The 21660-nt window shown below is 67.3% G+C and carries 19 protein-coding genes; 13 read left to right on the top strand and 6 right to left on the bottom strand.

The features are described from left to right. The first annotated feature begins 106 nt into the window (after nt 1–106). Nucleotides 107–1843: a sensor histidine kinase gene (locus HBB12_RS02500; RefSeq protein WP_236987913.1), complete on the top strand. Its 1737-nt coding sequence runs from the start codon at nt 107–109 to the stop codon at nt 1841–1843. Between the two features lie 63 nt (nt 1844–1906). Here the strand turns inward: HBB12_RS02500 and HBB12_RS02495 are convergent, their stop codons facing one another. The 3 genes from HBB12_RS02495 to HBB12_RS02485 form a co-directional block, all read right to left on the bottom strand. Continuing rightward, a complete protein-coding gene (locus HBB12_RS02495) occupies nt 1907–2314 on the bottom strand; it encodes a hypothetical protein (RefSeq protein WP_236987912.1) in 408 nt (135 codons plus the stop codon). A gap of 111 nt (nt 2315–2425) precedes the next feature. Beyond that, complete coding sequence (locus HBB12_RS02490; RefSeq protein WP_236987911.1) at nt 2426–2659, bottom strand: hypothetical protein; 234 nt, start codon at nt 2657–2659, stop codon at nt 2426–2428. Between the two features lie 395 nt (nt 2660–3054). Then, nucleotides 3055–3213: a hypothetical protein gene (locus HBB12_RS02485; RefSeq protein WP_236987910.1), complete on the bottom strand. Its 159-nt coding sequence runs from the start codon at nt 3211–3213 to the stop codon at nt 3055–3057. Between the two features lie 184 nt (nt 3214–3397). Here HBB12_RS02485 and HBB12_RS02480 point away from each other — a divergent pair, with 184 nt between their 5' ends. The 3 genes from HBB12_RS02480 (at nt 3398) to HBB12_RS02470 (ending at nt 6734) form a co-directional block, all read left to right on the top strand. Next, nucleotides 3398–3664, top strand: a complete 267-nt coding sequence (locus HBB12_RS02480; protein WP_236987909.1) for a hypothetical protein — start codon at nt 3398–3400, stop codon at nt 3662–3664. A gap of 93 nt (nt 3665–3757) precedes the next feature. Then, complete coding sequence (ilvD, locus tag HBB12_RS02475) at nt 3758–5587, top strand: dihydroxy-acid dehydratase (protein WP_236987908.1); 1830 nt, start codon at nt 3758–3760, stop codon at nt 5585–5587. 4 nt (nt 5588–5591) lie between these two features. Then, the gene (locus tag HBB12_RS02470) at nt 5592–6734 is read left to right on the top strand and encodes a winged helix-turn-helix domain-containing protein (RefSeq protein ID WP_236987907.1); all 1143 of its coding nucleotides are present in this window, start codon (nt 5592–5594) and stop codon (nt 6732–6734) included. Between the two features lie 729 nt (nt 6735–7463). Here HBB12_RS02470 and HBB12_RS02465 read toward each other — a convergent pair. Together HBB12_RS02465 and dnaE are read right to left on the bottom strand one after the other, a co-directional pair. Continuing rightward, on the bottom strand, nt 7464–8804 hold the full coding sequence (locus tag HBB12_RS02465) for a GTP pyrophosphokinase (protein WP_236987906.1): 1341 nt from the start codon (nt 8802–8804) through the stop codon (nt 7464–7466). A gap of 556 nt (nt 8805–9360) precedes the next feature. Further along, nucleotides 9361–12897 carry a DNA polymerase III subunit alpha gene (gene dnaE / locus HBB12_RS02460; RefSeq protein ID WP_236987905.1) on the bottom strand — a complete coding sequence of 1179 codons (3537 nt, stop codon included), beginning with the start codon at nt 12895–12897 and terminating at the stop codon, nt 9361–9363. Nucleotides 12898–13385: 488 nt separating this feature from the next. Here dnaE and HBB12_RS02455 point away from each other — a divergent pair, with 488 nt between their 5' ends. The 6 genes from HBB12_RS02455 to HBB12_RS02430 all read left to right on the top strand — a co-directional run bounded on the left by HBB12_RS02455 (nt 13386) and on the right by HBB12_RS02430 (nt 17631). Next, nucleotides 13386–14753 (top strand): glutamate--cysteine ligase, encoded by a 1368-nt coding sequence (locus tag HBB12_RS02455; RefSeq protein WP_236987904.1) that lies wholly within the window; start codon nt 13386–13388, stop codon nt 14751–14753. A 489-nt stretch (nt 14754–15242) separates the two neighbouring features. Further along, nucleotides 15243–15674, top strand: coding sequence for a hypothetical protein (locus HBB12_RS02450; RefSeq protein WP_236987903.1), 432 nt, complete (start codon nt 15243–15245; stop codon nt 15672–15674). 113 nt (nt 15675–15787) lie between these two features. After that, a complete protein-coding gene (locus tag HBB12_RS02445; protein ID WP_236987902.1) occupies nt 15788–16075 on the top strand; it encodes a sulfurtransferase TusA family protein in 288 nt (95 codons plus the stop codon). A gap of 42 nt (nt 16076–16117) precedes the next feature. Beyond that, complete coding sequence (locus HBB12_RS02440) at nt 16118–16690, top strand: NUDIX domain-containing protein (protein ID WP_236992637.1); 573 nt, start codon at nt 16118–16120, stop codon at nt 16688–16690. Between the two features lie 162 nt (nt 16691–16852). After that, on the top strand, nt 16853–17170 hold the full coding sequence (locus tag HBB12_RS02435; protein ID WP_236987901.1) for a hypothetical protein: 318 nt from the start codon (nt 16853–16855) through the stop codon (nt 17168–17170). Between the two features lie 305 nt (nt 17171–17475). Continuing rightward, nucleotides 17476–17631 (top strand): hypothetical protein, encoded by a 156-nt coding sequence (locus tag HBB12_RS02430; RefSeq protein WP_236987900.1) that lies wholly within the window; start codon nt 17476–17478, stop codon nt 17629–17631. Nucleotides 17632–18323: 692 nt separating this feature from the next. Here HBB12_RS02430 and HBB12_RS02425 read toward each other — a convergent pair. After that, the gene (locus HBB12_RS02425; protein ID WP_236987899.1) at nt 18324–19112 is read right to left on the bottom strand and encodes an enoyl-CoA hydratase; all 789 of its coding nucleotides are present in this window, start codon (nt 19110–19112) and stop codon (nt 18324–18326) included. Nucleotides 19113–19259: 147 nt separating this feature from the next. Here HBB12_RS02425 and HBB12_RS02420 point away from each other — a divergent pair, with 147 nt between their 5' ends. From HBB12_RS02420 to HBB12_RS02410, 3 genes are all read left to right on the top strand, one after another. Next, nucleotides 19260–19637 carry a DUF3140 domain-containing protein gene (locus tag HBB12_RS02420; RefSeq protein WP_272913240.1) on the top strand — a complete coding sequence of 126 codons (378 nt, stop codon included), beginning with the start codon at nt 19260–19262 and terminating at the stop codon, nt 19635–19637. 277 nt (nt 19638–19914) lie between these two features. Beyond that, nucleotides 19915–21144, top strand: coding sequence for a COG3904 family protein (locus HBB12_RS02415; RefSeq protein WP_236987898.1), 1230 nt, complete (start codon nt 19915–19917; stop codon nt 21142–21144). A 114-nt stretch (nt 21145–21258) separates the two neighbouring features. Continuing rightward, the gene (locus HBB12_RS02410) at nt 21259–21534 is read left to right on the top strand and encodes a GNAT family N-acetyltransferase (RefSeq protein ID WP_236987897.1); all 276 of its coding nucleotides are present in this window, start codon (nt 21259–21261) and stop codon (nt 21532–21534) included. The last annotated feature ends 126 nt before the right edge of the window (nt 21535–21660 follow it).

Below are 21660 nucleotides of genomic sequence, written 5' to 3'. Positions count from 1 at the left end.
TATCCGGAACCGCGAGGCTTTCTCGCGCGGGTTGCTTTGAGATAGGGTTGGCCCGTACCCGTAGGGCAGCCTCCCCCTGCCCCGCCTTCAGGACCCGGATCGCCCCGTGCTCCAGCCGCCGCTCCGCGTCTTCCTGGCCCTCGGTTTGGGAGCCGCGGGCTTGGTGGCGACCCTGGTGCTCGCCCTGGTGGCCTCCCGTGTGGCGAGCGACCGGCTCGAGGCGCGCATCGAGGCCGAACTCGGCGACCTCGCCGTCACCATGGCCGGCCGGCTCGATCGCGGCCTGTTCGAGCGCTGGCGCGACATGGTGATCCTGGCCGAGAACGACACCATCCGCGATCCCGCCGTGCCGGTGGAGCGCAAGCGCCGGGTGCTGCGGCGGGCGCAGGAGACCTATCCGGACTACGCCATCATCGGGCTGATCGACGCGGACGGCCGGATCGCGGCGACGAGCACCGGCGTGCTGGAGGGGATCGACGTCGCCCATCGGGAGTATTTCACCAAGGGCCGCCACGGCCCCTTCGTGAGCGACGTGCACGATGCCACCCTGCTCGCCAGCCTGAAACCGAACAGCGATCCCGCCGACCCGCCGCGAGTGCTCGACATCGCCGCTCCCGTACGGGACGATGCCGGTCGCCTCGTGGGGGTGGTCTCGGGCCATCTCGACTGGACCTGGGCCCGGGCGGCCGAGGCGGCCTTGCGCGAATCCGCGGCCGGCCAGCGCGACGTCACCCCCCTGGTGCTCGCCCGGGACGGCACGGTGCTGCTCGGCCCCGACCGTTGGCGCCGCACCGACCTGCCGGCGGATCTGCCGAGCGTGGCCGCCGCCCGCGCCGGCCGCTCCGGCACGGTGGCGGAGACCTGGCCCGACGGAAAGCGCTACCTCACCGGCTACCGACCGACCCGGGGCTACCGCGACTTCCCGGGCCTCGGCTGGACGGTGCTGGTCCGCCAGGACGCCGACACCGCCTTCGCGACGGTGGCGGAGCTGCGCCGGCAGATCCTGCTCTGGGGCCTCGTCGTCGCCACCGTGGCGGCGGGCATCGGCTGGTTCGCCGCCGGCCTGCTCGCCCGGCCGCTGCGCCGCCTCGCGGTCGCCGCCGCGGCGCTCGGCCGGGGCGAGCCGGCGGTCGTCCCGGCCTCCGCCGTGCGCGAGGCGCAGGCGATCAGCCACGCCTTGACCGCCGCCGCCGACGCCCTGCGGCGGCAGGAGGAGGAGCGCCGGGCGGCCGATGCCCGCCAGGACCTGCTGATCCACGAGCTGAACCACCGGGTGAAGAACACGCTCGCCACCGTGCAATCGATGGCGCGCCAGACCGCCCGCAGCGCCGCCACCCTCGCCGACTTCACCGGCAGCTTCGAGGCCCGGCTGCTGGCGATGTCCCAGACCCACAACGTGCTGACCGCCAACCACTGGGAGGGGGCGGGCCTGCGCGGCATCCTGTCGGCGGAGCTGGAGCCCTATGCCGGCGGGCGGCCGGACCGCATCCGCCTCGACGGGCCGCCGGTCTCCCTCACGCCGGCGGTGGCCCTGCCCCTCGGGATGGCGATCCACGAACTCGCCACCAACGCGGCGAAGTACGGCGCGCTCTCGGTCGAGACGGGCCAGGTGGCGGTGGACTGGGAGGTGGCGTGGCAGGCCGGTGCCGGCCTTCTCTCCCTGCGCTGGCGCGAGAGCGGCGGCCCCGCGGTGGCGCCGCCGGCCCGGACCGGCTTCGGCACGCGGCTGATCCGCACCAGCCTGGAGCGGGAACTCGCCGGCGCGGTCCGGCTCGATTACGCGGCGTCGGGCCTCGCCTGCCGGATCGCGGTGCCGCTCACGGCCCGGACGCAAGCCGCGTGACACGGCATCATTCGCCGAAGTGGTTGCCGGTTCGGCGAAAAAAATGATGCACAGACAAAAGCCTCAGCGCCCGTACGGGTAGCAGCGGCTGCGCTCGAGCGGAATGCCGAGATGCGCCGCCAGCGCCCGGATCGCCGCGTCGTGCTCCACGTAAGGGTCGCGATTGCCGACGCCGACGATGATCGGGCAGCCCGCCCCCGAGGGCACCATGGCGGTGGCGAGCCCGTTGCCCTCCGGATCGCGCAGGGTGAAGAAGCGCGGCATGGTCCGGCGCAGATGCGCCTTGAGGCCGATCTGCTGCTCGATGAAGGGCCCCGGGGGCGGCACGTAGGAGGCCTCGGCGCGCTCCCGCGCTTGGCGGAAGTGCTTCTCGACCGCATGGCCCATCAGGGCCGATTCCTGGATCGCTTCCGCCTCGGTCTCGATCCGGAACCAGGTGTTTCCGCCCGTGACGTCGCAGACATAGTCCATCGCTCACCTCGGCGGTCTGTCCGGGCCGGTGGCCCTACCTCCGGGATGTAGGCGCGAACAGGCCGGTTTTGAAGCGCCGGTGCGACGCGACGCCCTTGCCGGCCCCGGCCTTCAGGCCTCCCCCAGCGCCTGCCGGCCCTGCGCGGTGAGGCGCCATTCGGCCGAGGCGCCGCCGGGCAGCGGGCCGGGCCGCTCGCCCAGGAACAGCAGGTGGCCGTCATTCTCCAGGGCGCAGAGCCGGCTGTGGTCGCCGGGCCAGGCCCGGTCCGGCTCGCGCCGGATTGTGATGCGCCCCTCCTCCGTGAGGGCGGCGCGGCTCAGGAGGCGGCGGCGGTGATCGATCATCGCGTCGGATCCTTGACGATGGGTGCGGCCACGCGCGACGAACCCGACGCGGGAGGCGATGGGCGGCGCGGCCTGGGCGGGCGCGAGAAGCCGCGCCCGGATGGGTCGAGGATGCGCCGGCGCTCAGGGACCGGGTCGCGCGGCGCATCGGAGGCCGACGTCGCTCTCCGGCGGCGCGGGAGACGTGTGGCGCCCCTTCATCGGGCGGCAAGCCTGGCCCGTGGCCACGGCCAAGCTTAGCAGCCGAGACCCTGGACGCAACCCGGATGGGTTCGAGATCGCATGAGACGAGAATCTGTCCCACCCGCGACCTCATCCTGAGGTCGCGGGTGGGATTGAATCTGTGGAGCGACCGAACCCGCTCGCAAGCGGGAACCCGCCGCGCCCTCGAAGAATCAGCCCCGCCCCGTGAGGATCCGCCCGGCCTGCTCCCAGCCGCCGAGGAGATCGGCCCCCGTACAGGCGATGCCCACCGTCAGCAGGGCGATCCAGAACGCGATATGGCCAACCGCTTCAAGCGGGCGCCAGCCGTAGTGGCGAAGCTGTGAGTACATGGCCGATTCGTGGCGCCGAAATGGTTAACAAGTCGTTACCACGCCGCCGGAACGGTCGCTTCCGGGCGACCGCCGGATCGGCGCGCGCCGATCATGGGTGAACAAGCTCGGCCACATCTCGGGAACTTCGCCGGGCCCGCCGCGTCGACTCGGGCGAGAGAGTCTTACAAGGAATGATCCCGCCATGCCGGCCCGCCCCCTCCTCCCCACGCTGCTCGCCCTCGGTCTCCTCGCCCCCCTCCCCGCCCTCGCGCAGGTGAGCGAGACCGGCACCGGCGGCGGCCCGGCCTCGACGATCAAGGCGCCCAACACCACCGGCACCGGCCAGACGGTGCCCAAGCCCGGCGCCCTCGGTCCGAACGAGACCGGCACCGTCTCCCCGCAGATGCGCCGGGAGGCGAAGCGCGAGGACCAGATCATGAAGGGCATCTGCATCGGCTGCTCGAAGTAGCGGCTCTCCGCGGGCCTGATCTGCATTCAGGGACTTGCGGGAGACGGGGTCGCGGCGGCATGACGCGGGGGAGCCTCCCTTAGAAGAGTTCCGATGCCCGCCTATCGCTCCCGCACCACCACCCATGGCCGCAACATGGCCGGCGCCCGCGGCCTGTGGCGCGCCACCGGCATGACCGACGCCGATTTCGGCAAGCCGATCATCGCGGTGGTGAACTCGTTCACGCAGTTCGTGCCCGGCCACGTCCACCTCAAGGACCTCGGCCAGCTCGTGGCGCGGGAGATCGAGGCGGCGGGCGGCGTCGCCAAGGAGTTCAACACCATCGCGGTCGATGACGGCATCGCGATGGGCCATGACGGCATGCTCTACTCGCTGCCGTCCCGCGACCTGATCGCCGATTCGGTCGAGTACATGGTCAACGCGCATTGCGCCGACGCCATGGTGTGCATCTCGAACTGCGACAAGATCACCCCCGGCATGCTGATGGCGGCGCTCCGCCTCAACATCCCGGTGGTGTTCGTCTCGGGCGGGCCGATGGAGGCCGGCAAGGTCCACCTCTCGACCGGGATCAAGAAGGTCGACCTCGTCGACGCGATGATCGCCGCCGCCGACGACCGCGTCACCGACGAGGACGTGCAGGTGATCGAGCGCTCGGCCTGCCCGACCTGCGGCTCGTGCTCGGGCATGTTCACGGCGAACTCGATGAACTGCCTCACCGAGGCCCTCGGCCTGTCGCTGCCCGGCAACGGCTCGGTGCTGGCGACGCATGCCGACCGCAAGCGCCTGTTCGTCGAGGCCGGCCATCTCATCGTCGATCTCGCCAAGCGCCATTACGAGCAGGACGATGCGTCGGTGCTGCCGCGCGCCATCGCCTCGATGACGGCGTTCGAGAACGCCATGACCCTCGACATCGCCATGGGCGGCTCGACCAACACGGTGCTGCACCTGCTCGCCGCGGCCTACGAGGGCGAGGTGCCGTTCACCATGGCCGATATCGACCGGCTGTCGCGCCGGGTGCCGGTCCTGTGCAAGGTCGCGCCCGCCGTCGCCAACGTCCACATGGAGGACGTGCATCGCGCCGGCGGCATCATGGCGATCCTCGGCGAGCTCGACCGGGCCGGCCTGATCGACACGAATGTCGGCAATGTCGGCTCCGGCACCCTCAAGGAGGCGCTGGCGCGCTGGGACGTCGCCCGCACCACCAGCGAGAGCGTGCGCGAGTTCTACCGCGCGGCGCCGGGCGGCATCCCGACCCAGGTCGCCTTCAGCCAGGCCTCGCGCTTCGACGAGCTCGACCTCGACCGCGAGGGCGGGGTGGTGCGCGATTCAGCCCACGCCTATTCGCAGGATGGCGGCCTCGCGGTGCTGTACGGCAACCTGGCGGAAGACGGCTGCATCGTGAAGACCGCAGGCGTCGATGCCAGCATCCTCAGCTTCTCCGGCCCGGCCCACGTCTTCGAGAGCCAGGACGCGGCGGTGGACGGCATCCTGGGCGGCAAGGTCAAGGCCGGCGAGGTGGTGCTGATCCGCTACGAGGGCCCCCGCGGCGGCCCCGGCATGCAGGAGATGCTGTATCCGACGAGCTACCTGAAGTCGAAGGGCCTCGGCAAAGCCTGCGCGCTGGTCACCGACGGGCGCTTCTCGGGCGGCTCCTCGGGGCTCTCGATCGGCCACGTCTCGCCGGAAGCGGCGGAAGGCGGGTTGATCGGCCTCGTCGAGCAGGGCGACCGGATCGAGATCGACATCCCGAACCGGCGCATCCACCTTGCGGTCGATGCCGACGAGATCGAACGCCGCCGCGCGGCGCAACAGGCGAAGGGCTGGCAGCCCGCCGCGCCGAGGAAGCGCAAGGTGAGCGCCGCGCTGCGGGCCTTCGCCAGCATGACCACCAGCGCCGCCCACGGGGCCGTGCGGAAGATCTGACCTGATGGGGATCGTGCGGCTGACGCCTCAAGAAGCCCGCCGGGTCGCCCTGGCGGCGCAAGGGTTTCACGCCGCACGCCCTGCCACCGCTGGTCCCCGGCACCTCGCCGCCACGATCGACCGGCTCGGCCTGCACCAGATCGACAGCGTCAACGTCCTGGTGCGGGCGCATTACCTGCCGGCCTTCTCGCGGCTCGGCGCCTACGACACGAGCATCCTCGACCGCCGCGCCTGGGGGCCGAAGCGCGACCGGCGGCTGTTCGAGTACTGGGCGCATGAATGCTCGCTCCTGCCGCTCTCCCTCCACCCGCTCCTGCGCTGGCGCATGGCCCGGGCCGATCGGGGCGAGGCCGGCTACCGGGCGATGCGGACCTTCGCCACCGAGCGCCGGCCCGAGGCGATGGCGTTGCTCGCGCGGCTTCGCGACGAGGGCCCGCTCTCGGCCTCCGACATCCAGACCGGCCGGGCCGGCTGGTGGGAATGGAGCGAGCCCAAGCGCATGCTCGAATGGCTGTTCTACGCCGGCCACGTCACCACGGCGACGCGGCGGCGCAGCTTCGAGCGGGTCTACGACCTCACCGAGCGGGTGATCCCGCCGGACATTTTGTCTCTGCCCGACGTGCCGGAGGCGGAGGCGCAAGCGCAGCTGGTCGCCCTCTCCGCCCGGGCGCTCGGCCTCGCCACGGCGTCAGAACTCCGCGACTATTTCCGCCTCGACGCGTCTGATGCCGCCGCGGCCATCGCCCGGCTGGTGGAGGAGGGCCTCCTGCTCCCGGCCGAGGTGCCCGGCTGGCCCCCCGCCTACCTCCACCGCGACGCCACGATCCCCCGCCGCGTCTCGGCCCGAGCCCTGCTCGCCCCCTTCGACCCCCTGGTCTGGGAGCGCGCCCGCACCGAGCGCCTGTTCGGTTTTCGCTACCGCATCGAGATCTACACCCCGGCGGCGCAGCGGCAGTACGGGTATTACGTGCTGCCGTTCCTGTTCGGGGAGGAGCTGGTGGGGCGGGTGGATTTGAAGGCTGATCGGGCTGGGGGGCGGCTCCTGGTGCATGCGGTGCATTGGGAGTCGGGGGTGGGGGAGGGCGCGCAGGAGGCGTTGGGAGTGGAGTTAGGGGTTTTGGCGGGGTGGCTGGGGTTGGAGAGTTAATTATTATTCACAATAAACAATTCGTAATTAAAAAATATAACTCCATTTAAAAAAATATTATAATTTTCAATATATAATAAATATCATATATGCACGACACTTGTTTCTCTAAATCAATCGCCCAACACGAAGGCCTTGCGTGCCTCGACAGCATAGCTATTTGGTCTCCCTGGTGGTCGAGGACCGATTATACCAGATACCGTAACACTACGTAGATGCTTCGTGCGAGAAACGTTGCGTAACATCGGATTCTTTGCAAATGCCATACCAATAAGTGTTTGTTCGAGCCAATCGATTACACTATCTGCGGAAGACCGCGCTTTGCTGAATGCGCCACCATCGGTCAATAAGGGGAAAAGAAACATATACGGCGTACCTCGACGTTCAAGAGTATACTCGCTATAAATCTCAAGTTTATGTTTTTGAAAAATCTCGCCTCGAAATCCAGCTCGAGCGAGGGTCTTACCAACATACCATGGGCGATATGCGCGATTGTATATTACAAGGGCATAGCATCCGATAGCGCGCGGCAGCTCCCCCGCTACATAGCCATAGCGTTTTGCCTCGTCATCGACAGAAGACCAGAAATCTGGCTGACTTCCCTTAACCCTCTTATTAACAGCAGCCACTTGAAATGGCCCGTATGTATCAAACCGCATCATACCTCCTAAACGCCAGGAAACATCTATCGGATTTTATACCCTAGATATCACGAGCAAAGTCTCCACTTCAAATGCTTGACTGATTATTGTCCGGCTCTCCTGATCTTGCCCACTCCATAGCAGTAGATATTTCCGGATCATCACTTGCTGCAAATGATTCTAACATAATACCTAAATCTCGATCCGCCGTTTGAAGCAGGTCTTCGCCAGGTATGTTCACTCCATGAACAAGCTCGTTGCGGATTCTTCTGAGAACATCAAGCGCTGCCTGAACTCCTACATCAAGCTGGAGCATATTGACCACATCCCGGGACGGAAAAGAATAATGCCTTCCTCCAATATTACGAATTTTTGAAAGAGCTCGTATAAATCTTTCCAAGACGATCCACTTCTGTAAATAACTACCTACGATTTCTGGCGAAGGCTGATCTTGCCCACTAAAGAAAGATCTGGCACCGCTACCGCTGGATCGACGAAGATTTAGATACACATCAGATAAGCCTGGATTCCTCGACAGTAAATGATCAATAAATCTATCGGCCAGAGGTCCGCGATTTTCTTGTAATTTTATATTTTCGATATATGGCATCAGGGCGTCTGGATTGTTTAATTCTGCTTTTTGCAAAAGTCTGAAAAGCAAATCGATTCTACCCATCGCCAAATCAGTATTACTGCCAGTCGTCGTAGCACGAAGGCGATCATAGAGAAACGCCGCCAATTCATACTGGCTTGAAAAACTACTGCCGCTGCGAGATACACGCGCTTCAAACGCCACCTGCAATCGTTCTAGAAAAACCTCGCCGGCCAGAACGATTCCGTTGATACCATCAAGAATAGAAATTTCATCATCTGAAAGATTACCACTTAACTGCTTATAATTAAGATCATGCTCCACTTCTGACCACGCATGCATGAGCACCGAAGCAACTTGAATCTCAACCATACTGCCGCCATATCTTCGTTGCGACTCGGGTAGAATTTCTGAAACCAACCTCACACGGTAGTGCTCGGCATGGTATCCATCAAATTTCTGTTGATCTGTTTTAGGCTTGTCGGGAAAAGATTTTACTTTGTCAACCTGGAACGCCGAATTTATTAAATTTCCGATTTTATTTCGATCGCCAGGAAAATACAAAGCAACTCTTACGCCCGAAAGATCGACAATATCATTGCGTATCTCATCCTCAGATGTATAATTTTTTTCGGAGTTTCTTTGACGAAGTTTAGCCTCTAATCGATCCGGGGACTTAGCGCGAAACGTGACGATTGCTCTGATACCATTCTCGGCAGCTAACGCGTCGCAGCGCTGCGAGACTAAGCGGGCTACTTCGTAGAAGTAATCGTACTCTCGCTGATACCGCACGACGAAAGCAGAAATAGGGTCCGCTCCATTTGAATCACCGGCCATCACGATCTCCCCATGAAACGACTTTCACACTAAATCCAGCCGCTGTCGAGACATTAAGTAGGCGCCCGAGACAACATTAACATCATGATAAAAAAATCCGGAAACAAGCTTAGTCTTTATAGAACCAATATTTTGTGAATAATATTCATATATTATTATATCGATTAGTTTCACCGTTCGCTAATATGCCTGTAAATTATAAATGTATTATTATATCTAGCTATTTTATTTATGTGATATATAATATTGTTGTCTTAAATTTTTGCGATTAATATTCAATAATTTATAAAAATTTCCCCGACTGCATATAAAACAGCCTACATAGGTAGGCCATAATAATATACTTGCGGTATATTTTCACTTCAAATAAATTAATCGATGCATTTAGCCAATTGTCGGCAGTAAAATTTCTGAGATTGTCAAATTATGAATTAACGCCTAAAAAATAAATAAATAGTACTACTAACCTGCTGTGATATCATTCTATTGCACAGCAGCAAGCGAAAAAAGCTTCTTCTTGGTACAATCTGAAGATGCTAATTATTATCTTTTCCCGCTAACTCACCTCCACCTGCACCACCCCCGGCACTGCCCTAAGCGCCCCCGCAATCTGCGGCGTCGCCTGGTACTTCCCCCCCAGCTTCACCTCCACCTCCCGCTCCCCCCCATCGAGGATCAGGATCAGCGACACCTCCCCCTCCCCTTTCACCTGCAACCGCTGCTGCACGCTGGAGATCGGGCGCTCGTCGCGCAGGTAGATCCGCATGCCCTTCTGGTGGCGGGCGGCGGCCTGGTCGAGGGGTTCGCAGGTCTGGATGCGGGCGCGGACGTCCTCGCCCTCGGTGCTGGCCTGGAGCTGGAGCACCAGGGCGGCGCCGGGTTCCAGCATGTCGCGGTAATGCGAGAGGCCTTCGGAAAAGATGATCGCCTCGAAATGGCCGGTCTGGTCGGAGAGCGTGACGATGCCGAGCTTGTTGCCGGTCTTGGTGCGGCGCTCGGCGCGGTCGAGCACGCTCGCAGCCACCCGGCCGACCGTCGAGGTGCCGGCACGGACCGAGCGGCAGAACTCGGCCCAGGTCTGCACCCGGAGCTTCTGCAAAAGGTCGCCGTACTCGTCGAGCGGGTGACCGGAGAGGAAGAAGCCGACCGCGTCGTATTCGCGCTTGAGCCGATCGGCCATCGGCCAGTTCTCGTAAGCCGGGATGCGCAAGTTCACCTCGGCGGCGATGACGCCGCCGAACATGTCCATCATGCCGACGGTCTCGGCCTCCGCGGCGCCTTGGGCGAGGCGCATCATCGGTTCGACGGCGGCGAAGGCCTTGGCCCGGTCGGGCTCGATCGCGTCGAGGGCACCCGCCGCGACGAGGTTCTCGAGCGTGCGCTTGTTGACCTGCTTCGGGTTGAGGCGCCGGGCGAAGTCGCCGAGATCGCGGAACGGCGTGTCGCCGCGGGCCTGGACGATCGCCTCGACGGCGGCGCGGCCGACGCCCTTGATCGCGGCGAGCGCGTAGCGGATCGCGCCGTCATGCACCTCGAAGGTGACGCCGGAGCGGTTCACGTTCGGCGGCTCGACCTTGATGCCGAGGCGCTGCGCGTCCTGGCGCAATTCGGCGAGCTTGTCGGTGTTGTCGATGTCGAGCGACATCGAGGCGGCCATGAACTCGACCGGGAAATTCGCCTTGAGATAGGCGGTCTGGTAGGTGATCAGCGCGTAGGCCGCGGCGTGCGACTTGTTGAAGCCGTAATCGGCGAACTTGGCCAAGAGGTCGAAGATTTCGTTGGCCTTGCCCTTCTCGAGGCCGCGCTCGACCGCGCCCTTCACGAAGCGGTCGCGCTGGGCGTCCATCTCCGCCTTGATCTTCTTGCCCATGGCGCGGCGCAGGAGGTCGGCGTCGCCGAGGGAGTAGCCGGCCAGGACCTTGGCCACCTCCATCACCTGTTCCTGGTAGACGATGATGCCGAAGGTCTCGGCGAGGATCGGCTCCAGCTTCTCGTGCGGGTACCAGTTCTTCTCGTTGCCGGCATCGCGGCCGAGCTTGCGCTCGCAATAGACCGGGATGTTGGCCATCGGGCCCGGGCGGTAGAGCGCCACCAGCGCGATGATGTCCTCGAACCGGTCGGCGCTCATCTCGACCAGCGCCTTGCGCATGCCGGCCGATTCCACCTGGAACACCCCGACCGTCTCGCCCTTGCGCAGGCGCTCGTAGGTGAGGGTGTCGTCGATCGGCAGCGAGGGAAGATCCACCTCGATCCCGCGCAGCTTCAACAGGTCGGTGGCGGCGCGGAGCACCGTCAGGGTCTTGAGGCCGAGGAAGTCGAACTTCACCAGCCCCGCCTGCTCGACCCACTTCATGTTGAACTGGGTCACCCGCATCCCGGTCTTCGGATCGCGGTAGAGCGGCACCAGCTCTTCCAGCGGCCGGTCGCCGATCACCACGCCGGCGGCGTGGGTCGAGGCGTGGCGGTGCAGGCCCTCGAGCTTCTTGGCGATGCTCATGAGCCGCGCGACGACCGGCTCCTCCTCGATCGCGCTCTGGAGCTTCGGCTCGCCCTCGATGGCCTGCGCCAGGGTCACGGGGTTGGCCGGGTTCTGCGGCACCAGCTTCGTCAGCTTGTCGACCTGGCCGTAGGGCATCTCCAGCACCCGGCCGACGTCGCGCAGCACGCCGCGGGCGAGCAGAGTACCGAAGGTGATGATCTGGCCGACCTGCTCCTCGCCGTAGCGCTCCTGGACGTAGCGGATCACCCGCTCGCGGCCCTCGACGCAGAAATCGATGTCGAAATCCGGCATCGAGACGCGCTCGGGGTTGAGGAAGCGCTCGAACAGCAGGCCGAAGCGGATCGGGTCGAGATCGGTGATGAGGAGCGACCACGCGACGAGCGAGCCGGCGCCCGAGCCGCGGCCCGGGCCGACCGGGATGTCGTGCTCCTTGGCCCACTTGATGAAGTCCGAGACGATCAGGAAGTAGCCCGGGAACTTCATGTTGGTGATGACGCGGATCTCGTATTCGAGCCGGTCGCGGTAATCTTTTTCCGTCAGCCCCTCGGCCGGGCCGTGCTGGCGCAGGCGCTCGGTCAGGCCTTCCTCGGCCTGCCGGCGCAGCTCGGCGGCCTCGTCGGGGGCGATCTCCTTCGCCACCGCGGTGGTGGCCGCCGCCACCTGCGCCTGGAGGGCGGCGCCCTCCTTCGTGCCTTGCGCGGGCGTCGTCAGGCTCGGGGCGCCGAAGCTCGGCAGGATGGGTTTCCGGGTCCGCACCCGGTAGGCGCAGCGCATCGCGATCTCGACACTGGCCTGGAGCGCGTCGGGCAGGTCGCGGAACAGCTCGGCCATCTCGGCCCGGGTCTTGAAGGCGTGGCGCGGGGTCAGGCGCCGGCGCTTGTCGTCGGAGACGAGCCGCCCTTCGGCGACGGCGAGCAGCGCGTCGTGGGCCTCGTAATCCTCGGGCTTGGCGAAATAGGGCTCGTTCGTCGCGACAAGAGAGAGGCCGTGCGTGTCGGCCAGCCGAATCAGCTCGCCCTCGACGGCGCGCTCGTCGGAGAGGCCGTGGCGCTGCAGCTCGACGTAGAGGTGGTCCTCGCCGAAGGCCGCCTTCAGGGCGTCGAGGCGGGCCAGCGCCAGTTCGGGCCGGTTGGCGCGGAGCGCCGCATCGACCGGGCCGCCCATGCCGCCGGTCAGCGCGATGAGGCCGCCCGCGCACTCGGAGAGCGCCTGCGCGGAGACGCGGGGCACCTCGCCGAGATGGTTGTCGAAATAGGCGCGGCTGGCGAGCCGCAGCAGGTGGCCGTAGCCGGTCTCGTCCTTGGCCAGCACCACGATGTGCGGGTGGGAGGCGTTCAGCTTGGCGTTCGCCTCCGGCGCCTCGAAGGCGACGCTGAGCTGCATCCCGGCGATCGGCTGGATGCCGGACCCGGCCGCCTTCTCGGAGAATTCGAGCGCGCCGAACAGGTTGTTGGTGTCGGTGAGCGCCAGGGCCGGCTGCCGGTCGGCGCCCGCGGCCTTCACGAGGTCGCCGATCTTCAGCGCGCCCTCGAGCAGGGAATACGAGGAGTGGACGTGCAGGTGGACGTAGCCGACGGGCTTCAGGATCTGCAAGGCGACTCACTCCTACCGAGCGGGCTAGGATTCCCGGCAGAGCTTGAGGAGTCACGACCAGCGGCGCAACACAGCGGCGCCATCCACCGGATTCGGGCCGAAGGGCCCGAGCCGTGGCCCATGGGCCACGGCGCGAAGGCTCAGTGCATCGGCGACAGGGCCACCGCCCACAGGGCAATCGCGCCGGTGAGCAGGCCCATCGAGGCGACCTCCGTGACAGCGATGAGGATCTTGCGTATGTTCATGGTCTGTCCCCTTGCGATGACCGGATGTTCGTTCCTGTTTTGTTCCATGTCAAAGGGGGCTGGCGCCGGATCCGGCCGCTATGGTGAACGGTTGGTTGACGGCCGGGAGCGCATGGCTCGCGGGGGGCGTTTCGCAGCCGCGTTGCGGCTCGGTCGTCCGCGGCCTATTTAGGCGCAACCTTGACGGTGGGCCGCCGGCCCGCCGGGAGTCATCGTTTTTCGCTTTCAAGCACGAGGTGGCGCATGGCGCGCGACGTGTCCGACGCGACCCCGCTCAGCGCGCGGTCCGAGCTGATCGAGTGGTTCGCGGCCGGCGAGAAGCCGCAGGACGCCTTCGCCATCGGCACCGAGCATGAGAAGGTCCCGTTCTACCGCGCCGACCTCTCGCCGGTGCCCTACGAGGGCGAGCGTGGGATCGAGGCCCTGCTGGAGGGCCTGCGGGCCATCACCGGCTGGGAGACGATCGAGGATGCGGGCCGGGTGATCGGCCTGTCCGCGGTGGAGGGCGGGGGCGCGATCTCGCTCGAACCCGGCGGCCAGTTCGAGCTCTCGGGCGCGCCGTTGCCGGACGTGCATGCCACCGCCCACGAGCTGAGCCAGCACCTCGACGCGGTGCGGCAGGCCGCCGATCCCCTCGGCATCGGCTTCCTCACCCTCGGCATGAGCCCGAAATGGACACGGGAGGAAACGCCCGTGATGCCGAAGAGCCGCTACCGCATCATGAAGGGCTACATGCCCAAGGTCGGGTCGCTCGGCCTCGACATGATGCTGCGCACCGCCACCGTGCAGGTGAACCTCGACTTTTCGTCCGAGGCCGACATGGTGACGAAGATGCGGGTCGGGCTGGCCCTGCAGCCGGTCGCGACGGCGCTGTTTGCCAACTCGCCCTTCACCGACGGCAAGCCGAACGGCTTCCTGTCGCGCCGCTCCGAGATCTGGCGCGACACCGACCGCGACCGTACCGGCATGCTGCCCTTCGCCTTCGACGAGGGCTTCGGCTACGAGGCCTATGCGGATTGGCTCCTCGACATGCCGATGTACTTCGTCAAGCGCGGCGAGACCTACCACGACGTGAGCGGCGCCTCGTTCCGTGATCTTCTGGAGGGGCGGCTCTCCGCCCTGCCGGGCGAGCGCGCCATGGTCTCCGACTGGGCCAACCACGCCTCGACCGCCTTCCCCGAGGTGCGCCTGAAGCGCTTCCTCGAGATGCGCGGCGCCGATGTCGGCGACGCCAACATGATCGCCGCCCAGGCCGCGTTCTGGGCCGGGCTCTACTACGATGCCGGCGCCCTCGACGGCGCCTGGCAGCTGGTGCGCGAGCTCTCGGCGGAGGAGCGCGAGACGATGCGCGCCGAGGTGCCGCGGCTCGGCCTCGACGCGCCGGCCGGCAAGCGGCCGTTGCGCGAGCTGGCCCGCGACGCGCTGGCGCTGGCGGAGGCCGGCCTGAAGGCGCGGGCCCGCCGCGACGCGCAGGGACGCGACGAGACGCTCCATCTCGCCCCGCTCCAGGCCATCGCCGCCTCGCAGAGCCGGGCCGAGGACCTGCTGGCGCTCTATCATGGGCCGTGGAACCGCTCGGTCGATCCGGCCTTCGCGGCTTGCGCGTTCTGAGGCGTGTTTGATGCGACGAGCCGGTGACGTGTAGCGTCGGTAACTTGGCGCAACCGCTGCCGTCACTCGACGTCATCCCGGGGCCGCGCAGCGGAACCCGGGATCCATAACCGCCGACATCGAAGAGCACGGCGTATCCCGTTCCGCATCGTCCTGCACCGTCAGCGATGATGGATCCCGGGTTCGGCTGCGCGACCCGGGCTGACGATGGGAATGTCAGCTCGGTCGGCCCGCTCGAACAGACTCTGACGACACCCCGGCACTCTGCGGTCGAGCCAGTGACGGCCGCGGCGATCCGATGAACGCTCAAGCTTATCCGGGTCGCCCGATGCGGTCTCGCCGAGTGCGGCCGCGCACACGCGCAGGACAAGCGTAGCCGCTACCGATTGACGGTCCGTCAATTCGCACCGAATCTTGGAACACAGGTCGCCCCTTGGCCGTTCTTGAGGCCATCGGGGCACGTTCCTCAGACCATTCGGAGAGATAAGTATGTCTCGCTTCACCACCCTCGCCCTCGCGGCCGGCGCGGCCGCCGCCCTGACCGCCGGCACCGTCGGCGCCCAGGCTGCGCCGCTGCCGGCGGCGACCTCGGCCGCCATCGCCGGGTCGGGTGCGACCGTCGACCAGGTGCGCTGGCGCGGCGGCGGCTATTACGGCGGATACCGCGGCGGCTATCGCGGCTACGGCTATCGCCGCGGCATCGGCGCCGGCGGGGCGCTCGCGGCCGGCGCGGCGCTCGGCATCATCGGCGGTGCCATCGCGGCCGGTTCGGCCTCGTCCTACGGCTACGGCTACCCGGCCTATGGCGGCTATTACGGCGGCGGCTACGCCCCGGTCGGCGGCTACGGCTACGGATACAGCTACCCGTCCTACGGATACAGCTACCCGGCCTATGGCGGCTATTACGGCTACGGCTACTGATCGGCCGCACGGCCTGAAGTAACGGAAGCCCGGCGCGGGACGCTCCCGCGCCGGGCTTTCTCGTGGGCGCCGGATATGCTCAACCGGTCGAGCGACGCGCGGCACGGACGATCATGCGACACCGAGACCTCGACCTGCCCGATCTCGACCTGCAAAATCTCGATCTGCCGGATCTCGATCTGCGCGGGCTCAAATGCCCCCTGCCGGTCCTGCGCACCGCCAAGGCCCTGCGCGGCCTCGCGCCCGGCGAGGGCCTCTCGGTGCGCTGCACCGACCCGATGGCCGCCATCGACATTCCCAACCTGCTGCGCGAGCGCGGCGACCATCTCGAGCGGATGCTGCGCGACGACGGCATCCTGACCTTCGAGATCCGTCGCGGAACCGCGCCCGACGAGACTTAAGGAGAGCGCCGCGTGAGCCGAGACGAGACCCCGCCGCGGATCATGGGCGCCCGCACCGTCTACGAGGGCTGGGCGCGCTACCTCGTCGCGGAGGTGCGGATGCCGGACGGCAGCCGGATCGGCCGCGAGGTCGAGGATCACGGGCCCGCCGTGGCGGTGCTGCCCTACGATCCCGAGCGCCGGGTCGCCCTGCTGGTGCGGCAGTTCCGCACGCCGCCCTGCTTCGTCGACGGCACCGCCTCGGTGCTGGAGACGCCCGCGGGCTTGCGCGAGGAAGACGACCCGGAGGCCTGCGCCCGGCGCGAGGCCTTCGAGGAGGTGGGCCTGCGCCTGTCGGTGCTCGAACCCGCCGGCAGGGTCTGGTCGCTGCCGGGTCTCTCGACCGAGCGGATGGACCTCTTCCTCGCCCCCTACCGCGCCGCCGACCGCGAGGGCGCCGGGGGCGGGCTGGCCGAGGAGCACGAGAGCATCGAGGTGGTGGAGGTGGCGCTGTCGGACCTCGCTGCGATGGCCGACCGGGGCGAGGTCGCCGACATGAAGACGCTGTGCCTGGTCCAGACCCTGCGCCTGCGCCACCCGACGCTGTTTACGGCATCCTCCGAAGAGCGGCCTTGAGGCCGGGCTACGCCCCCGTCATCCTGGCCGCGAACCTGAACGGCCGGTGTACAAGCGCCTCGTTCACGGGTTCGTGATCGGGGCTGGCGTCTTGTTCACCAGCTGTTAACTTTGGGCGGTTCCGATAGCCCTCCGTCGCAGGGGCCTCGACAGGAGACGCCGATGTTCAGCATTGGACCCTTCCACCGCCCGACCGGTCAACCCGTCGGTCCTTACGCCTCGATGCTCCCGCTGGAGCCCGAACCCCTGGATTGCGCCGCGAGCCCGCAGCGCGAGCCCTCGCCGCCCCCGGCGGAACCAAGCATGGCCGGCCAGGCCGTCTCGATGCTGGTCCTCCTCTGCCTGACCCTGGCGGTGCATTCGGCCGTCGGCTGGTGGACCCTGCCCGGCAAGGCCCCGACCCTGGCACCGTCAGCCCAGAGCGCTCCGACGCTTCAAGGGCCGAAGATCCATCTCACGAGCGTTCGCTCACCGTCCTGAGCCGAACCTCCCCTCACGTCCCCTGCGACATCGTCCATCGCGATTCCGAGCCGGCCAAGACTTTCGCCGGATCAAGATTTCCGGCCTACCAGTCCCGTGCCCGGAGCTGTTCGGCATGGTGCTGCCCGCGGCGAGGTGCCTCCCCCCGGGCTGGCGGCGCCTCCCCCGGCCGACTGTACTTTGGTCAAGATCGTGTCGAGAAGCCGGCGGTTTCGCGGTCCCCCTCTTGCGCGGCTCCGCCGAGTCGTTAACGTCACGTTCAAATCCAAGAAAATCGGTCGTGATTCGCGCAAGGGAGCCAGCGCATGTCTCAGGTCATTCGCGTCAAGCCCACCCAGGACGGCACCTACACGGTCTACCGCGGCGCGCTCGTGCTCGTCAGCGGCCTGACCCGTGCACAGGCCGAGAGCTACGAGGCCACGCTCGCCCAGAACGAGCGCAAGGACCAGCCGATCCACTGAGCGCGCCGCGCCGCGGAAGGCGGTGCGTCCCGAATCCGGCGCTTCATGCCCGGCCCGCGCCGACGACGCCATGCGCCGCCGGCCTTTTTCTTGAAGAATACCGCTCGTTCTGCGGCGTCTGTTGCAGGGGTTCGTCGCTCGCAGAGCGGCTACTTGTTGCAAAGCGGGTCTTCCCGGCATCCCGCATGACATGTCACCAACATCGCAACGCCCGACGAACCACCTCTGCGCCTGACCTCGAAGTCGCAGGAGGATTTCTGCGCCCATAGCTGGCATAGACGTTCAGAAACTTTGTGCTCGCGGTAAGACGCGGGCGCTCTCCTCTCCCCGCGGGCGCAGTGCTGCCCGGAGAAACTTCCGAGACGAGAAGAGTGCGGGTTTCCCCTCTCCCCGCGGGCGGGGAGAGGACTTCATCGACCGTGTCGTCGATGAAGTGAGCCCGCAGGGCGAGGGTGGAGGGGGGGCCCGGAAGAGCCTCACGCGTCGAGACCCCCTCACCCCTCGCTCCGGCCGCGCCTCCGCTTGTCACGACCCCGACAAGGGGGTCGTGACCCTCTCCCCGCCCGCGGGGAGAGGGGAATTCCCGCGCCATTCTTTTCCCCGGACAGCCCTGGGCAGGCCGGTCGCCTCGAACACGCCGGACCACGTGGACACCACGCCCCTCCGCGCTCGACCCGCGCCGGAGCCCCCGCTCACCGCCCCTGCCAGCGCGGCGCGCGCTTGCCCAGGAAGGCCTCCATCCCCTCGCGGAAATCCGCGCTCGTGTAGCATTGCAGGATCAGGTCGTCCCCGGCCTCGGACGGCGCCTCGTCGCGCACCCGCCGCAATCCCTCCTTGGTGGCGGCGAGCGTCAAGGGTGCGTGGCCGGCGACCAGGCGGGCGAGGTCGGTCGCCCGCTCGGCCAGCGCAGTGGCATCCTCCACCACCGCGCTCACCAGGCCGATCGCCCGCGCCTCCTCGGCCTCGACCAGGCGGGCGGTGAAGATCATCTCCTTGACCCGCGCGGCGCCGACGAGGGCCGAGAGCCGGCGCAGGTTGGCGACCGACAGGCAATTGCCGAGGGTTCGGGCGATCGGGAAGCCGAACCGGGCATCCCGCGTGGCGATGCGCAGGTCGCAGGCGGCGGCGATCGCCGCCCCGCCGCCGGTGCAGGCCCCGGCGATCGCCGCGATGGTCGGCTTAGTGCAGCGCTCGACGGCGCCGAGCACCCGGTCCATGAAGCGTTCGTAGCCGAGCGCATCTTCTGCCGTGGAGAAGGCGCGGAACTGAGCGATGTCGGTACCGGCCGCGAAGGCGCGCCCGCCCGCCCCCTGGATCACCACGGCGCGGATCGCCGGATCGGCGTCGATCTCCAGGCTGAGGCCGTGCAGGCGCTCGTACATCGCGAAGGTCAGGGCGTTGCGCGCCTGCGGCCGGTTGAGGGTGATGCGGGCGATGCCCTCGGCATCGACCTCATAGAGCAGTTCGTCGGTCTCGGTCATGGGGGACGCAATCCGGGTGAGACGGGTGCCCGACCCTAGCGCTTAAGGCTGCTTCCCGTCTTCCGACGATCCACCACCGCGCGACGAACGCGAAGGCCGTTCGTGACGTTGATGCGCGACATCCGATCACCCGAGGAGACGACTTCCGTGAGCAAGCAGGCCGAATCCGATGCGAGCGACCACGAGGACACCTACGCGGCCTTCCGCGAGGCGGTGAACATGGCCCCGGCCGAGCTGGAGAAATGGCTCGACACCGAGGAGAGCCGGTCGGTCGGCTGGAGCGACGGCGCCAAGAAGGAGAGCGCGAAGGGGGGCGAATCGGTCGGCCACCACCAGGGACGCCGGATCGTCGCGATCAAGCACATCAAGAAGGCGGACCTCTCGGACGACGACTATGCCGACATGCGCAAGGTCGTGGCCTACGTCAGACGCCACCTCGCCCAGGGCGGGCCGAAGGAAGACGTGAAGACCTCGCGCTGGCGCTACTCCCTCATGAACTGGGGCCACGATCCGCTCAAAGATTGAGGCAATTCCGCCACCGCGACACGGTGGCGCGGGGCGGAGCGCAAGTTTCTCCCGTGCCGCACTCCCGCCGACAACTGTTTCCGTCACGGGAGCCATTGGCGAAACGAACCATGCTCCGGCCCCAGTTCGGCCCGGATCTTGCTGACCCTTGCGGGTGCCTCAACGTCTTCGCATCGCCCCGGCGATGTGGCTGAGTGGAGGTCAAGGACAAGAGGGCCCAAGCCCGAAGAGGCTGAGCCCGGCAAGGTGGCGGGGGACCGGAATGGGAGCAACGGGCGTGCGGCGTGGCCGGCGATGGGCCGGCGCCGGATTCGTGCTGGCGTGCCTCGGGCTCGCCGGAGTGACGGGCACCCTGACCCCGGCCTTCGGCGGCTTGTCGCGCAACCTCGAAGCCGTTCTCGACACCACGCCCGACGGGCCGCCGGCCCGCGTCACCCTCGGCCCGGGCGGGCGCGACGTGCGGCTGTGGGGCGACCTCAACGACGGCACCGCCGCGCGGCTGCGCGCCCTGCTCGACGCCAATCCGGGCGTGACGCGGCTGCACCTGACCAGCGATGGCGGCCTCGTCGACGAGGGGGTGGCGATCGGCGAGATCGTCGCCGAGCGGGGGCTTGCCACCTACGTGCCGGATTACTGCGTCTCGGCCTGCACCCTCGCCTTCGTGCGCGGGCGCGAGCGGATCATCATGGGCGACAGCCGGCTCGGCTTCCACGCCCCCTACGAGCCGGGCCTGTTCGGGCAGATGATCCCGGTCGATGCCAGCGACGAGCGCGGCCGCTACCTCGCCGCCGGCCTGGAGCCCGCCTTCGTCGACCGGGCCCTCGCCACCCCCTCCCGCGACGTCTGGATCCCCGATTCCGCCCGCCTGCGCTCGGCCGGGGTCGTCACCCGGGTGGTCGGGCCGGGCGACCTGCCGGATTCGACCCTCGACGACGACGATTCCCCGGCCGGCGCCCGGGCGGCGGCGCTCCGGGCGGTCGACCTCCTCGCCGCCTTCGCGGCCCACCGGCCGGGAGTGCTCGACGGCATTGCCGCCCGCTACCGCGCGTCCTACCGGCAGGGACGCAGCGAGAGCGACGGCCTCGACCTCATTCGCGCCGAAGCGGTGGACGCGCTGCGGACGGCGTTTTCGGGCACCGACGACGCGACCGTCGCGTCCCTCGGCCGCCTCGTCCTCGAGGCCATGACGGCGAGCGGGAGCGAGGAGACGTGCCGCGCCATCGGGCAGGACGGCGACCTCCTCTCCGCCGCCGAGTCCTTGCCGGGAAGCCGCGGGTCGGGCGGCGTCGCGCGGATGCGGCCCCTCCTCGATCGGGCCCTCGCCGGCCCGGCGCCGATCGTGCCGACCACCACGGCGCCGCTGCCGCCCCGCGCCCTACCTTGCGCCGACCTGCGCCGCCGCCTCGCCGCGATCCTCGGCCGGGGCGACGCCTTGCGGCTGCGCGAAAACCTGTTCGGCCGCACCGCCCGGCGCCTGGAAGCCTCGGCCCTGCCGGGAGAGCCGTAGGGTGCCTTCCCCAGGGAAGGCACGGCCGCGGGACAGGAGCGGAACCACCCCGGCTCCCGCTCCTTTCCCTCCCGCATGCCCGACCATGCGGATCAGCCCATCACGAAGGCGCCCATGAAGGCCGTCCTACGCGACAACCCGGAGCGGAGCCGGTTCGAGCTCGAGATCGACGGCGAGGTCGCCTATGCCGATTACCGCCGCCAGCCCGGCACCCTCGTCATCGCCTATGTGTATGCGCCGCCGCGCCTGCGCGGCACCGGCGCCGCCGACCGGCTGATGCAGGGCGTGGCCGCGGCCGCCCGGGCGGAGGGCGCGCGGATCCGGCCGCTCTGCGGCTACGCGGCGGCGTGGCTGCGGCGCCACCGTGAGCACGGCGACCTGATGAGCTGACGCGCCGTCGCCGTCGTGGAGATTCGGGCGCGGCGACGGTTCGAGCCGCGCAACCGGCCCGTCCTGCCTTCGACCTCATCCTGGGGTCGCTGGTGGGATGGAAGACCTCTCGCGATCATCGAGCCC

This window comes from Methylobacterium sp. SyP6R (assembly GCF_019216885.1).
Taxonomy (GTDB): domain Bacteria; phylum Pseudomonadota; class Alphaproteobacteria; order Rhizobiales; family Beijerinckiaceae; genus Methylobacterium.
This window is presented reverse-complemented; position numbering and strand designations above follow the sequence as displayed.

Excerpts from the sequence above, each read along its gene's own strand:
- HBB12_RS02440 (WP_236992637.1), top strand. The coding sequence starts at position 16,118 with ATGGGCGCCCGCACCGTCTACGAGGGCTGGGCGCGCTACCTCGTCGCG.
- HBB12_RS02430 (WP_236987900.1), top strand. The coding sequence starts at position 17,476 with ATGTCTCAGGTCATTCGCGTCAAGCCCACCCAGGACGGCACCTACACG.
- HBB12_RS02485 (WP_236987910.1), bottom strand. The coding sequence starts at position 3,213 with ATGTACTCACAGCTTCGCCACTACGGCTGGCGCCCGCTTGAAGCGGTT.
- HBB12_RS02450 (WP_236987903.1), top strand. The coding sequence starts at position 15,243 with ATGTCTCGCTTCACCACCCTCGCCCTCGCGGCCGGCGCGGCCGCCGCC.
- HBB12_RS02490 (WP_236987911.1), bottom strand. The coding sequence starts at position 2,659 with ATGATCGATCACCGCCGCCGCCTCCTGAGCCGCGCCGCCCTCACGGAG.
- HBB12_RS02480 (WP_236987909.1), top strand. The coding sequence starts at position 3,398 with ATGCCGGCCCGCCCCCTCCTCCCCACGCTGCTCGCCCTCGGTCTCCTC.
- HBB12_RS02445 (WP_236987902.1), top strand. The coding sequence starts at position 15,788 with ATGCGACACCGAGACCTCGACCTGCCCGATCTCGACCTGCAAAATCTC.
- HBB12_RS02425 (WP_236987899.1), bottom strand. The coding sequence starts at position 19,112 with ATGACCGAGACCGACGAACTGCTCTATGAGGTCGATGCCGAGGGCATC.
- HBB12_RS02410 (WP_236987897.1), top strand. The coding sequence starts at position 21,259 with ATGAAGGCCGTCCTACGCGACAACCCGGAGCGGAGCCGGTTCGAGCTC.
- HBB12_RS02470 (WP_236987907.1), top strand. The coding sequence starts at position 5,592 with ATGGGGATCGTGCGGCTGACGCCTCAAGAAGCCCGCCGGGTCGCCCTG.
- ilvD (WP_236987908.1), top strand. The coding sequence starts at position 3,758 with ATGCCCGCCTATCGCTCCCGCACCACCACCCATGGCCGCAACATGGCC.
- HBB12_RS02495 (WP_236987912.1), bottom strand. The coding sequence starts at position 2,314 with ATGGACTATGTCTGCGACGTCACGGGCGGAAACACCTGGTTCCGGATC.
- HBB12_RS02435 (WP_236987901.1), top strand. The coding sequence starts at position 16,853 with ATGTTCAGCATTGGACCCTTCCACCGCCCGACCGGTCAACCCGTCGGT.
- HBB12_RS02465 (WP_236987906.1), bottom strand. The coding sequence starts at position 8,804 with ATGGCCGGTGATTCAAATGGAGCGGACCCTATTTCTGCTTTCGTCGTG.
- HBB12_RS02455 (WP_236987904.1), top strand. The coding sequence starts at position 13,386 with ATGGCGCGCGACGTGTCCGACGCGACCCCGCTCAGCGCGCGGTCCGAG.